Origin of the sequence: Halalkalicoccus paucihalophilus (assembly GCF_001593955.1) — an archaeon.
Lineage (GTDB): Archaea > Halobacteriota > Halobacteria > Halobacteriales > Halalkalicoccaceae > Halalkalicoccus > Halalkalicoccus paucihalophilus.
This window is the reverse complement of sequence record NZ_LTAZ01000017.1, coordinates 265111-278576: the sequence shown is the minus strand read 5'-3', so window position 1 is coordinate 278576 and position 13466 is coordinate 265111. Positions and strand designations below refer to the sequence as shown.

The 13466-nt window shown below is 53.6% G+C and carries 10 protein-coding genes; 8 read left to right on the top strand and 2 right to left on the bottom strand.

The genetic code is table 11. The features are described from left to right. Positions 1–242: 242 nt before the first annotated feature. Complete coding sequence (locus HAPAU_RS19185; protein WP_169802694.1) at positions 243–557, bottom strand: DUF5789 family protein; 315 nt, start codon at positions 555–557, stop codon at positions 243–245. A gap of 894 nt (positions 558–1451) precedes the next feature. Between HAPAU_RS19185 and HAPAU_RS22675 the strand changes: the two genes are divergently transcribed. The 4 genes from HAPAU_RS22675 to HAPAU_RS19165 all read left to right on the top strand — a co-directional run bounded on the left by HAPAU_RS22675 (position 1452) and on the right by HAPAU_RS19165 (position 6992). Then, the gene (locus tag HAPAU_RS22675) at positions 1452–1718 is read left to right on the top strand and encodes a hypothetical protein (RefSeq protein WP_066385789.1); all 267 of its coding nucleotides are present in this window, start codon (positions 1452–1454) and stop codon (positions 1716–1718) included. Continuing rightward, the gene (locus HAPAU_RS21385) at positions 1715–2275 is read left to right on the top strand and encodes a hypothetical protein (protein WP_245634268.1); all 561 of its coding nucleotides are present in this window, start codon (positions 1715–1717) and stop codon (positions 2273–2275) included. Before HAPAU_RS22675 ends, HAPAU_RS21385 begins: the two co-directional genes overlap by 4 nt. Positions 2276–3052: 777 nt before the next feature. Then, complete coding sequence (locus tag HAPAU_RS19170; RefSeq protein WP_066385787.1) at positions 3053–5674, top strand: MrcB family domain-containing protein; 2622 nt, start codon at positions 3053–3055, stop codon at positions 5672–5674. Further along, entirely contained in the window at positions 5667–6992 is a 1326-nt protein-coding gene (locus HAPAU_RS19165; protein ID WP_066385786.1) for a hypothetical protein, read from the top strand. Before HAPAU_RS19170 ends, HAPAU_RS19165 begins: the two co-directional genes overlap by 8 nt. A 647-nt stretch (positions 6993–7639) precedes the next feature. Here HAPAU_RS19165 and HAPAU_RS19160 read toward each other — a convergent pair. Continuing rightward, complete coding sequence (locus HAPAU_RS19160) at positions 7640–8563, bottom strand: sulfite exporter TauE/SafE family protein (RefSeq protein WP_066385784.1); 924 nt, start codon at positions 8561–8563, stop codon at positions 7640–7642. Positions 8564–9164: 601 nt separating this feature from the next. Between HAPAU_RS19160 and HAPAU_RS19155 the strand changes: the two genes are divergently transcribed. The 4 genes from HAPAU_RS19155 to HAPAU_RS19135 all read left to right on the top strand — a co-directional run bounded on the left by HAPAU_RS19155 (position 9165) and on the right by HAPAU_RS19135 (position 13145). Beyond that, positions 9165–9437 (top strand): hypothetical protein, encoded by a 273-nt coding sequence (locus HAPAU_RS19155; RefSeq protein ID WP_066385783.1) that lies wholly within the window; start codon positions 9165–9167, stop codon positions 9435–9437. Between the two features lie 117 nt (positions 9438–9554). Further along, entirely contained in the window at positions 9555–10703 is a 1149-nt protein-coding gene (locus HAPAU_RS19150) for an MBL fold metallo-hydrolase (RefSeq protein WP_066385781.1), read from the top strand. Positions 10704–10946: 243 nt separating this feature from the next. Continuing rightward, positions 10947–11540: a class I SAM-dependent methyltransferase gene (locus HAPAU_RS19145; protein WP_066385778.1), complete on the top strand. Its 594-nt coding sequence runs from the start codon at positions 10947–10949 to the stop codon at positions 11538–11540. A gap of 873 nt (positions 11541–12413) precedes the next feature. Further along, a complete protein-coding gene (locus HAPAU_RS19135; RefSeq protein ID WP_066385777.1) occupies positions 12414–13145 on the top strand; it encodes an SDR family NAD(P)-dependent oxidoreductase in 732 nt (243 codons plus the stop codon). The last annotated feature ends 321 nt before the right edge of the window (positions 13146–13466 follow it).

Here is a 13466-nt window from a genome sequence, read left to right as displayed (position 1 = left end):
GTCGGTTCTAATCAACGGATACGCTCCTCATCAGCGGCCGCCATCGTACGTATCTCTCGATACTACTGGTAGGACGCCGTCTCGACAGTCCGGAGACCGAACTTACCCGAATTTCGTTCGTGGAGTTCAGCGAGGAGTCGCGGGTAATCAGAAGGTCGTAGTGCCCGATCCCCACCAAAGAGAGCTGCAATCACGTATCGATCACACTGTTCTGATTGAAGATACTGGACTCACGGCGAGATTCAAAACGAGAGTTCATCATCTGGACGATCTTCTCCAAGTGCTGGCGGTGTCCGATCGGAGTAGAATTTCCGCCCGATCGCCTGCTCACCCACCATCGTGAATATGGCGTTGAGCACGTCGTCACTATCATCATACGAGCTGGTCTCAAACGGTGCTAATACTTCCTCTAAGGAATAATCGCCATTTGGCACGCTGAGTGTTGCGTTGCCGTGTCGTTCTAGAAGGTCAGCGTTTGCGATCGGATAGGGCAGGTGTTCGAACTCATCGCGTAGCTCACCGAATTCGATGCCAAGCGATCGAGTAGTGGGAGTCATGGTCCGTACAGCGACGACAACGACACTGTGCATAGCTACCACCCCTGCGTTGTCTACGACGCTATATGGGGGTCGGTCTGGGGAAAATACTACTGGAGATCTGGTCCCTCAAATCGGACGCTTGACCACCTTGTGGATGGTTCCTCCGGGAGGACCGATCGACGGAGTATCTCGATGCGCTCGCGACGTTGATCGCGGATGTAAGTGGCGAATGAGTGAGGCGCTCAGATCGGAACGTCATTGTTTCTGCGGCGCTGTGCGGGCGCTTGACGCCTGATTAGTGTTAACAAACCATCTCGCGCTGAATGCGAAACCTCAATTCTTGCGAGTTCGGCCCAGCCTGCCCGCCAGCGTTGTAAATATACTCAACGAGCTGGTTGCATACGTCCTTGAGGTCGATATCGTAGGATTCAATCATCACCTCCGGCAGCTGCCTTCCAGAATCCAGAGCCCACTGTTGGCGGCGTGTGAATCCTGTCCCGACTCTGTACCCCTCCGCATCAAGGATCGACAGATACGCATAGACCGGCGGATCGATATCCTACGAATCGAGGTACTGTAGCTGGATTGGCAACGTGAACTCGAGAACTTCATCAATCGTGATTTCGCGCTGCTGAAGGGCTCGATGCGCCGGCTGCTCGGTGTTGAAGAGCAGGCCGACCTTGCGGACCTTCCTCGGTATGCCGCGGAATTTAGTGACGAACACGATTCGGTGCTCACGTACGCGCGCAAGGGCACCGACATCGCAGACGGTGGTGAGACCCTCTCGAAGGTTGAGCTCGCGTTGACGATCGCGAAACAGGAGTCTGTCCGCGTCTCGACGAAGGGAATTCGTGGCGGCGCGACTACCCCGCGGTTCGAGATATCGCCGACCGTCAGTACGAGACCGAGCTCATGCGGGCAGCCTACGACGACCTGCTTGAGATCGGCCTCCCACTGTACGTCGTTCGGCAGGGGGGCGACGACGACCCCGACGCGATCGCCGAACCAGAGAGTGCGGAGCTCCGTCGTGCGGCCTCAAACCCTACCTTGAAGCCCACAGAAGTGGCCTCCCTCGTCGAGCAATTCCGCGAGGAGAACCCACTGCTCAATCGACTCACCGACGCCGGGGCGGTCGACATCGAAGCGAGCACTCCACGGGTGATACCGCCCCCGGCGTGACCCTCGAGCATATCGCCCAGTCAATCTCGGATAGACGGCGTTGCTTGCTGTTCGCGTGGCCCGACACCGCCGCGTCAATCGCTCGGCGACTCGATGAGTGTCCCGAGTGTATGCGGTCGTTCTCAGGCGAAGACGGCGCGCACAGACTGTACAATGCAAATGGGGACGTTCGGGCCGGGCCGAACGAGATCAAGGTCTACCGGCCAGCAGGCGGCCAGACGGTATGGCTCACTCATGAGGGGCGGCCGGGGGTCGAACTCAGGGATTCGGACAGTGAAACGCTCGCGACGTTCGACGACCCCGAGGACGTATTCACTGATCCGACGGTCTACCCCGCGACTGAAACTGATATTACAGACTTCTCGGAGTGGACGCCGATCAAGCGCCCAGCACTCCCCGGTCGGATCGACCGGGACATGGTCGATGTGCTCGCCGTGACCGACGACGACCTCGAGGTCCTGGAGCCGAGCGGGGACCGAACCCCGATCACCGAGCTGCCCGAGGAGAGCGACGACAAGAAGCCCGGCAAAATCTTGGTCGACGACCTCCGACGATAACTGGCTTCTCGTTTTTCAGCTTACCTTGTCAACACTGGCCTTTGCGAGAAAGGCGACTGTTGCACAAGGCTCTCTCTATGAACCGCGTCGAACCGGGGTTCGGCACTCATGCTCTATCATGCCTAAAGCTTGACAACGGCAACAATCCTTTGTAAAGTGTTGCAGGAGTCGGACCTTGGTAATTACACTGTAGGAGCAGTAGACACTACAAACGTTACGCTAAAGTACTTACTCTGCGTAAGCTAGAGTGCATACGTCACTGAGAGGGCAGGTGCGTTATACCCGCCCGCTTAACGAGATTCCTAGTTGCATCGCAGCGATTGCGAGTAACAATACCATAATTACCACCTGTATTGAGGTGAGTGCAATTTCCGTCATTTGTTGTTCCGTTGACCACCCCCAGGAGTTGCATACGTCACTGAGAGCGATCGACAGGGAAATGTTGGTTTCCAGTGTATATAACAGAGATGGTTGCTTGGTGTAGTCAACGTCCGTAACACAGGTATGTAGCAGTTGATGTTCTAAGAAAATGCTAAAATATACTATTTCAGATATTACGGAGCGTAAGGTGTCCTAAGAGATAGAAGAGTACGAAGAAAGGTATGGAGACACACCTACAGCCACGAGCGAGCCCACGCGCTGCTCTCGGGCATGATCACGGTGATCGGCCTCCGGACAGCTGACGAGGAGGGCGTGGATTATCTCCGCGAAACGATCGGGACGTTCTTCGAGCGGTTGAAGAGGTAGTTTTAACCCAATAGTTTGTCTTGACTAGATATGAACTCATCTTCTTCCAACCTTGGAGTTCTTCTCCAACGGACTCTGTCCAAGTATCCGATCGATCAGATCGGGAAAGGAATCACTGACCATGAGGCATATTCTATCGTTGAGGAACGGATTCCTGATACAATTGAGAACCTCCTTCAAAATGGTGAATTCAAGGTTAAAGGATCGGTTGGGAAGGGGCGTTGGACAGCGATACCGTGGGTCGCAATCATAGACCCTCGCGAAACGACCAATACGCAAGAGGGTGTGTACGTCGTCTATCTGTTCGAACCGCAGGAGGGCCGCGTCCGATTGGTATTAGGCCAGGGTGTCACAGAGCTCAAAAAAGATCTCGGGAAAGCTGCGGCACGCACTCGACTGGAGGAAGAGGCGGCACGCATCAGGAGCGAGCTTTCCTTAGACGGGTTCCAAGCCGGGCCAGTCGAATTTCCGCACGCCTCCGGACGGAACGACCTGTACGGGGCGGCTACGATTTACTACACCGAGTATCGGTTAGATGCGTTCCCCCCAGAGGAAACGATCGTTGACGATCTTCGAACCCTCGTGGACGCGTACCGCGAGATGGTTGCCTCCAGCAATCCACCGGCAGCGTTCCTTGGTGAGACCAAAGGGGAACAGGTGTACACGGCTAGGGGCGGTACAGACGATCCGACCCGTTATTTCTGGGTGAATTCGAACACCGATAACTGGCATCACGAAGGTGGCCAGCATTTCTACAAGACGACCAAAGCCAATGGGAATCCACGACTGAATCAGTCCGTCTTCGAACGAGCACGGCCGGGCGATGAGGTGCTCGTGTATCGAAATGCGCCGACGCAGGCGATCGTCGGGCGTGCACACGTTGAACAGGGACTTCACGAAGAGGAAGTAGCGAGCCGCGGTGAACAGGTGGAAGGCATCACGATCGTGTGGGACGAATTGTTCGAGGGTGTCAGCTGGGAGCGACTGCAGTCGCTCCCGTTGCTCCAGAAAAGTCCCGTAATCAAGACGAACAACCATTATGTCCTCACGGAACTCGTCCAACGAGAGTACGAGATGATCGCTGGGCTCGCAGAACGAGGCGGGCCGGTCCACTTCTGGGCCACCGCGAACCCCGAGCTGTGGGACGTGGAGAACGCAGCTGAAGGGGATGAGGTGTTCTTCACCGCCTCCACTGGGTCCGGTCAGAAACGACAGCTTAACGAGGCGTTCGAGACAGCCCAGCCGGGCGACCGAGTGCTGTTTTACAAGCCCTCACCGACGCAGCAGCTTGTCGGCGAAGGGACCGTTGTCGAAGGGCTCCATCGCGAGCGGCCCGACCACAGAGACAACCCCGCCGAGGGGATCACGATCCGCTACGATGGCTCAATCGAACCGGTCGACTGGCAGACGCTCACCTCGCTAGAAACGCTGGAGGGGACGGCTGTGCTCCGGACTAATGCACGGGGGGCCTTGTTCCCACTTCCGGAGCGCGCGTACGAGGCGATCCGTTCGCAGTATCCGCTCACACAACGGATCGAGGCGCTTCGGGCGCGGTTGGCGCCACTGACCGTCTCCGTCAAGCTCCCCGACGGGCTCTACTTCGAGTCGGAATCCGACCTTCGCCGGCAGATTCAAGCCTCGCTCAATTCGGGCCAGCATATCATCTTTACTGGTCCCCCAGGGACGGGGAAGACCAAGCTCGCAAAGCACGTCTGCGAGACCGTCGCTGACGAGCACGGCGACCTCGTCGATGGATATCGGTTCACTACTGCGACGGCTGAGTGGACAACATTCGACACCATCGGCGGGTATGTCCCTAACCGATCGTCGGAAGGTAACGAACTCGTCTTCCAGCCCCGTCTCTTCCTCGACCGCTTCCGGAAGGATAGTGAGATCCGGAACGAGTGGCTCGTGGTCGACGAGATCAATCGCTCGGATATCGACAAGGCGTTCGGGCAGTTGTTCTCAGTACTCTCCGGAGACTCCGTCCAACTCCCCTACGAACGGATGTCGACGATCGAAATCGCCTCGCTTGATGAGTCGACCACTGACGATCGATTAGAGGCTGTCGTCACCAACCAGGATATTTTCCCGGTTACACCCTCGTGGCGGCTGCTAGCAACGATGAACACGTATGACAAAGCATCACTCTACGAACTCTCCTATGCATTCATGCGACGCTTCAACTTTATCCACGTTGGTGTCCCACCTCTGACAAATGATGGGGTGGTTCGAACGTCGCTTCTGGATCCGGACAGAGAGGAGAACTATGCAACAGCGTGGATCGAGGCCGACGAGTCACTTCGCGAGCCCTTAGTGGCATCTTTCCAGCAATTATCCGTGATATGGCATCGAGTCAACCAACACCAAACGATCGGTCCCTCTATCGTCCGTGATATGCTTGGCTACCTCAACGCGAGCGGTCCAGCGACGCTTAAAGACCTCGGCCCCGCGTTAACTGACGCTGTTATTGCTCTAATATTCCCGCAGCTCGAAGGGATGAGACCTCAAGATCAGCGGAGTTTAGTCGATTCACTCACTAGTACTAGCGTACAAACGGACGCTGGACTGGTCGATCTCACACTAGATGAACGTCGACTCGAACGGAAGGCAGAGGATTTCTTCGACCTCCCACCACGAACCGATGAGTAAGCTGGGTCGAACAGAACTGGTTAAGGGAGTTCAGGAGGAGTTAGTTACCTATCTTCGGAACGGCACGGTAAACGAGCGTGCGGTCGCTCAAGCACTAGATATCACGGACCTAGAGATTGAAGATCTCAACCGGCTCAAGCGCATACATTTCTGTCTCAGCGACGACGTAGTCGAGTTTGTCGAGGCGCTTCAGGAACGACTCCGACGGATCCAGACCGCCAACCAACGCGATCGGGAAGTCACTCATGGCGAGGTTCGCGGTGCAATTGACTGGCCAGCAACGACACGACTCCGATACGGTGAAGCGGCTGGTGACCGGACCCGGTTCGCCTGTAAGACGCCCAATACAGAGTACGATATTGACGAGAATCTCGTATTGAAAAAACTACTCTGGATAGTGCATTCGACGGTTCAGGAGGACATCTCCGCCATTGACTACAAATGGCGGACAGAGGCCTGGCCGACGGATCGGATTGCTATGTTTGATCGTATTTACGCGCGAAACGTCCATTTAGATCGAATCCGTGACGCAGAAAATATCCGAGTCACACAGCGGATGTTGAACACAGCTCGAACCGCTCGGCAACCGCTCTACACAGACGCCTATACGCTGTACGATCGCTATCGACGATTGCTTGCAGGGGCGTACACCGATTTGGACATCTCACAACTCCTATCAAGTACCTTAGTTATTCCAGAACGGCTGCCACGATTGTTCGAGCTTTTCTGTATTTTCCGGCTCCTCCGTCGTCTCAGTTCGCAGGGACTTCGACTGCAACCAATCGAAGCTAAGGCAGCCCAACTCGCCGTCCTTGAGGGCGATCAGTACACGATTGATGTCTATCATGACCAAGGTGGAAAGCTCTCGTTCTACGTACCTCTCTCGAAACTTGACGACATTGATGCGGACTACGTCCGTCGCTATCGAAATATCCAACATCGCCACGGTTCCTTGATTGAGGCTTTCCTCGGAAACGAAACGAGACCATCGCTGTTCAATGGCCGACCCGACTTTGTCTTTGAGGTGTATGAATCACGGGCACGAGATGTTTTAATCGAAGTTATTTTAGGTGAAATCAAGTACAGTGATAGTCCTCGGACTTTTACTCGCGGACTGGAAGAATTGCTCAAATACATCGAGTTCGCACAGCAAAGCGGCTATCTCTCTGACAAAAATATCGACACTCGTGGCCTACTTATTAGCGATGGGGTCCAGACGAACCGAAATACATCGATAGATGGTCAGATATTTCATATACCTGCTAGCAATTTGCTATCCGAAACATTTTCAGATGACTGGATTCCGAAATCTATCTGATAACAGTCTTCACGACTGCGAACGTCAGCGGCTACTAATTTGAACTTGTCACTCGGTACTACTTAAGGACCGCGAGAGCGTGAGCGACAACGAGAACGACGGCTAGGCACTCCGTTCGAGACTAGCTATTTTGTAAGAACTCTCTTACAATGAACTAGGCCAGCAAGGAGAGAGTGGGACGTCCTTGAGGAGATGTAGCTCATGGACCTTCCCCTTTGGCTCGGGGGACGTCCCTTTTCGGTCATTTGTCATACTGCTGGTGCTTGATTGACGTTGGTTCAGTTGACGTGAGATTTGTATGACCATGAGAGCGCGGAAGCAGAAGGGAAGATCTTCAGATACTCCCGCGCCACTCTATTATTCTTATAACCATTATGTGAAGTTTTCTCAATATACTTTCGAATAATAAGACATAGTATCAAATATATAAGAAGCGGAATACTAACCTGAATTAAGAGAGTACAGTGAACCATAACCCTATACAAGCGAAAAAAGTGGAACCCCTCTTGTATCGAAGAGGTATTTCTCGAGATCTAGTTTATCAGGGGATCCTCATACAGGCCGACTCTAGAATGGGCGTCTCAGAGCCTAGGAGTTGGTGATTCTACCGTTAACCCGAAAGAGATACCTTCAGCCCGTCATACAAGTTAGAAGAATAGTGCCGGGACCGTGTTCCGGAAGATGTTGAGCGAGATAATGAACAGAAGTGCAATGACGAACCACGTGAATTTCTGCTCGTCAATCTCAAGACGTCGCAAGTAAGTGCCAAGCAATAAGCCGACGATCGTGATGACGGCGATAGTTGACCCGAGCCAAAGCCGATACGGCGTCATCAGGTCAGTAAAGAACGTCATTACCACGAGACGAGTGGCGAAAATCGTCCCGAGCGTCATCGACAGTCCACCGATGTATCGCTCCGCGTCGCGTTCGAACGTATGGAAATACGCCGGAAGAACTGGACCGAGGTTTGCGGCGGCGAGTAGGAATCCTTCGATGAGTCCGATACCACCGAGTGCGACTGGATGATGGGCTTCCTCAATGACGACGAAGTTCTGAATTACCTGAAATAACACATAGCCGAGGACGATAAGGCCGATGAGAAATGGGACAATCGGGCCGGTGCTAAACCACGAGAGAAAGGCCACACCAAGGATTGTGCCGACGATAGCAAGCCCCAGCAATGGCCACTCCTCACGAGCAAACTCGAGACCCGTTCCCGTTTCGCCCATCTGAAACATATTTACCATCAGTGGCGGGACCGCGAGAACGACAACTGTGAGCGTTGGGTCAATAACACTCGCAAAGACGGGTGTCACGATCAGCGAGAACCCGAATCCGAGCATTCCCATGACTGTCCCGGCGAGGATCGCGACGCCAACAAACAGGACGAGCAGTCCTACTGAGACGTCCGACTGAATCCCTTGCGTGATGTTTTCTGCTCCGGGAAAGAGCACGATTGCCGCTGTGATGACGGCGAGCGTCGCACTCGTCATCATCACCTCCCGGTAGCGGAAATCCAGAAGGTTCGCAACGAACTGGTCGATATCTATGTGAGATTTGCTTGTTCCCATCGTTTCTGAATCGAAGAGCGGGTCAGTAACGACACCCGACCGCTGCCTCAATAGATGTCCCAATGAGCGTTGAACATATGTCCTCCCGGTAGCCGGTGAGAACTGTGTATAGACGGGCCAGTCTCACATCTGGTAAAGGCCCGCAGAAGCTCAGTATGGAGCGATACACTCCGAAACAACCATTTAGCTGCTGTATTAGAAATCGGCGAATAGTACCGCTATTATCTACGTCTGTATTATGGTATATCGAAAACTCGAGACTGGCAATACCCTTCTAGTAGTCGTTAACAGCCCCACATAGCCCTTTGGAGAATAGTTAGGAGTGTACCTCCAGATCCTGCTACTAGCAAACCATGTTTCAACGTGCCTTGTGCAACGATCCGTTGAATCGATGGGGTCGTTGCACAAGGTACAAAGCCCAGCCAGTAATTCCACTCAACACGTCTATCTATCGGCCCATCTACCGACGCTTCGGAGGTATAGCCTCAACGACCTCAATTGGCACCAATTCGACTGGATGGCGCTATCGATCCGTCGCGAGAAACTCGCGTCGCCCTCAGTCCCCTCAAATGGTAAACCCACGGAGTTCGTTGAATGATCCATGGCATCAGAGCCGAATGAGGACAAGGAACGTGTATGGCTCGTTGAACGTGGCTATAACAATCGGGATCTGATCATCCTCAAATACGCAATATCGAGCGGAGAACAAGTCTTTCAGAGAGAAGTCGCCTCACAAGCTCTGGACACGGTAACTGCTGCCAGAGACGTTGCCCCTGACAATCTCGCCTCCGTTGATGAACCGGAGACCCAGGAACGATACGCTACTGAAGTCGAGCGAATGAAAGAGAAACACGAACCGGATGATCCAGTGTAATCGCGCTCATCGAATGATGATACTAGTAAAGTAGTATTCTTCACAGACCGAGGGTGCTTATGCAGGCATGAACACTATTGGCAGTCCCTTATTAGCTGGTTTTGTGAGGTGATTCCAATGGTGAACCAGATATCCCCTGAGAAGCTCGCGAGCATGCTTGATGACGGTGAATCGTTCACGCTTATCGATACACGTCCTGAAGATAGTTATGAAGGCTGGCGGATCCACGGAGCAGAGAACATCCCGTTCGGTCCAGACGATGAGTTCACGGACGAGGAACTCGAGCGAATTGAGGACGCCAGTAACGGGGGATCGGTCGTCGCAATCTGTGGAAAAGGACTCACGTCGACACCGTTTAGTTTCAAACTCCAGCAGCACGGGTACGACGACGTCTCCGTCGTGAAAGGTGGGATGGAAGACTGGAGTAAAGTGTACGAGGTCGTTTCCATTGAGACCGAGAACGACGATCTCGTTATCCTCCAGTTGCAGCGACGGGCAAAGGGTTGTCTCGGCTACGTCGTCGGATCGAAACGCACGGAAGCGGCCGTCGTCATCGACCCGACACGACAAACGGATCAGTTTAAAATCGTCGCCCAGGAGGCCGGATTCACTATCGATCGCGTCCTCGATACTCACGTCCACGCCGACCACATCTCAGGTGGGGCGACGCTGGCGGACGAACTCAACGTCCCCTATCATCTCGGAGAGAAGGCGAGCGAGCGGGGTGTTGAGTACGACTACGAGCCGCTCGCCGACGGCGAGACGATCGAACTCGGCGAGATCGAAATCGAATCACTGCATACGCCAGGACACACGACTGAGATGGTGAATTATCTCATCGATGGTGAGGCGTTACTGACTGGTGACACACTGTTCATCGAATCGGTCGGACGGACAGAACTTCAGTTTGGTGAAGAAGACGCATCTAGCGGCGCCGAACTGCTCTACGACTCGCTCCACGATACCATCCTCGAGTTGTCGGACGAAACGCTGATCCTTCCCGGTCATGTCTCGGTTACCGAGGACAACCGATACGAGGTTAGCTCGCCGGGTGAGCCAATTAGTGCTCGACTGAGCGACCTCCGTGACGAACTTGACCTGCTTGGATTGAATAAAGAGGAGTTCGTGAATCGACTAGTCGAGAATGCACCCGAGAAGCCGCCGAACTACGAGCGGGTGATCGAAATCAACACGGGTTCGGATCCTCCGGAGGACGAATCCGAGGCATCGGAACTCGAACTCGGCCCGAACAACTGCGCTGCTTGAATCCGGTCGCATCGCAAGCTCTGGACACGGTGACTGCCGCCAAGACCGTTGCTCCTGACGATCTTTCACCCGTCAATGAGTCAGACTTACAGGAACAATATGCCGCTGAAGTCAAGCGAACGAAAGAGAAATACGAACCGGATGATCCAGTGTAATCGCGCTCATCAAACACTGACGCCAGTAGTATTTCACACTCTTGCGCTGATCGAACCGTTCTTGAGGATGCTTCTCTAACTATTCGAGGTGGACCGATTCCAAAACACGAGACAGCCTGATTGGGATTGGTGGGGCCAACTCTGGCCAACACCCGGCGCGACCCTCCGTCGTCTCGGGATCAAACCCGAGACCTCACTCGCAGAAGTCCCCTGTGGCAACGGCTATTTCGCACTGCCCGCAGCCCGCATTACCGATCCGGGTACTGTCTATGCACTCGACCTCAACGAAGCTCTCCTTGAGGAGTTGAGAACACTCACCAACCAGCAAGGCATCGAGAATATCGTACTAATTCATGGTGATGCGCGGGAACTCACGGAGCTGCTACCGGAACTCGTGGATACCGTTTTGATGGCGAATACGTTCCACGGAATTGATGATAAAGAAGCGTTCGTCCAACAAGCCTTCGAGTCCCTCCACTCCGATGGACGATTTGTGGTTGTCAACTGGCTCGACCTGCCGCGTGAAACTACGACGATCGCCGGTGAAGCACGTGGGCCGCCGACTGATCTCCGACTGTCACCGACTGCAACGGAGTCGATCGTCCGTAACGCGAGTGACTGTCGTCTCGTCGAACAGGTGGATTTGCCGCCGTATCACTACGCGCTCGTCTTTACGCGGTAACTGTGTGAGTTGTCTCAACTCCTGTGGACCATCATCCACCGGGACAAGCGCTTATTCTCTCGGAAATAGTGTCACCAGAATACGGTCACAGTACAATCCACTGCCAAGGGAAACGGGAGAGAAGGGGCGCTCGAACGCTACCAACAGTAGCAAACTATCTCTCCCACTTCAGATGGAAGTATGTATTTTAGCTGTATAAAGTTGGTTCTGAACAAACGCACCACTAAGTACAGTCGTCCATCAATCAGGGATGCATGAGCACAACTGAGTACGCGAGCGATGCGCTCGTCTCAGCTGACTGGGTTGAGGACCATCTCGAGGAAAACACTGCCTGGGTCACCCGTATCAGGTAGACTCCGGAGTATGCTGGAATGTACCTCACCGGTGATGTTGGAGCCGTCATGTACGTTGCACGTGTCAAAGAGATCGTGCCGGCGAGCGAAGCGACATTGTCACGCTCGCTTGAATCATATACGGGTGACCAGGCAACGTTCGATCAGAACAAGCGTGTCGTTGTGTTTGAACCTGAGTCGTTGTATGAGTTATCCGATCCACTTCCGCTGGCAACGCGTGTTCCGTATGGGCTGCGGTATACCGACCTCGAGTCGTTTCGGACGGCCGAGACTACGGATGATATTTTGTGAGCTGGCCGTTCTTTCGGTGAGCGAGTTGGCATTGTTGGACCTCCTCGAACGGTGGTGGGTTCCAGAAGTCGTGCTGAATACAGAGCGCGTATACAGCACGTGGTTTAGAATCTGTTATTAAGATGATAGAAGTTACGGTCGGGATTAAAACAGCTCCATCTGGTCTTGACCATCACGCTTCTTCCCGAAACCAACAAACTATTAATCGGTTGTATCATATTATTATATCATGCGTATTCTCGTTACTGGCGCGAGCCGAGGCATAGGACGATCCATTGCACTCACACTTGGAACAGATCACGATATCGCGGTCAACTACCGGACCTCTGAGACAGAGGCTGCTCAGGTTGTTGAAGCGATTAGAGAACGAGGCAGTAAGGCCGTCGCAGTAGGTGCGGACATTTGTGATTCGGAGGCTGTTGATTCAATGATTGTAGAGGCCGTCGACAGCCTCGGTGGGCTCGACGCCATTGTAAACAATGCAGGTATCGTCGAACCGTCTCTTGCGACTGAAATTGACGATAATCAGTGGGCTCGTGTTATTGATACGAATCTCACGGGAGCTTTCAAGGTTACTCGTGCCGCTCTCCCGCATATTGAGCCAGACGGTGACATCGTGTTTATCTCTAGCATTGGTGGTACCGGAGGAACGGTGGACGCCAGTTACGCGGCGAGCAAGGCAGGGCTCCACGGACTGACCCGTTCACTTGCACGCGAATATGGGAATAGTGGTCTTCAGGTCAACGCCGTGGCTCCTGGCCCCGTTGAGACCGATATGAACGATGCTATCGTTGAGTATCTAGAAACGATCGAGTTCCGCGGCCACGAGAACGTTGATACCCACCTACCTCAGTACGCCTGTCCTCCCAAAGAGGTTGCCCATACTGTCGCGTACTTGCTGGAAAATGAGTACGTGCAAGGTGAGATCGTTAATGTCAACGGTGGTATGCAGTTTCGATAACCACTGATAATACTCCGCTGTCGAGTTAAACTCACGCTCTGTATTCAGCACGTCACTTCTCTCAACTGCCGAGGATTTCACTACTCTATCCCACGTATCCAACAATCAGAACCTGGTTTCGGGAATGATACCACGATAGAACTCACCCATGTATCAATCACCGACTGTATTGTATAGTTCACCGGATTAGGAAATGCGAAACCGACTGTGACGGTCCCGATACTGAAAACCGATGTAAGGGTGGCCTTTGCTGAGTCTCGAGTGCTCCTCAACCTCTTCTTCGAGACATGCTTGAACCCGTCAAATCCAATTGTGCTCCTG